Below are 503 nucleotides of genomic sequence, written 5' to 3'. Positions count from 1 at the left end.
CCCTGGTTCTCTTGGCCCTGTAGGCCTAGAACTGCCATTCATCGTTGACCGCAGCGTAGCAGTCATGAGCGACTTTGGCGCTGGAGCAAACATCGACGGTAAACACTACTTCGGTATTAACTGGGGTCGTGACGTTGAACTGGGTCAAGTAGAAGATCTGCGTAACGTAGTGGAAGGTGATCCAAGCCCATGTGGTAAAGGTACGCTAATGCTGAAACGTGGTATCGAAGTTGGTCATATCTTCCAACTTGGTAACGTTTACTCAGAAGCAATGAACTGTAGCGTTCTTGGCCCTGACGGTAAAAACGTAATCCTAGAGATGGGTTGTTACGGCATCGGTGTATCGCGTGTTGTTGCTTCTGCGATTGAACAGAACCACGACAAATACGGCATCATTTGGCCAGACGCAATTGCACCTTTCCAAGTAGCAATCGTGCCAATGAACATGCACAAATCTGAGCGCGTAAAAGAAGCAGCAGAGAAGCTATACGCGGAACTAACTG

General features: G+C 48.5%; 1 protein-coding gene. It reads left to right on the top strand.

The genetic code is table 11. The features are described from left to right. A partial coding sequence (locus tag R7093_RS28530; protein ID WP_318147447.1) for an aminoacyl--tRNA ligase-related protein occupies window positions 1–503 on the top strand: 503 nt, incomplete at both ends.

Source organism: Vibrio sp. 1580, assembly GCF_033340055.1.
This window is presented reverse-complemented; position numbering and strand designations above follow the sequence as displayed.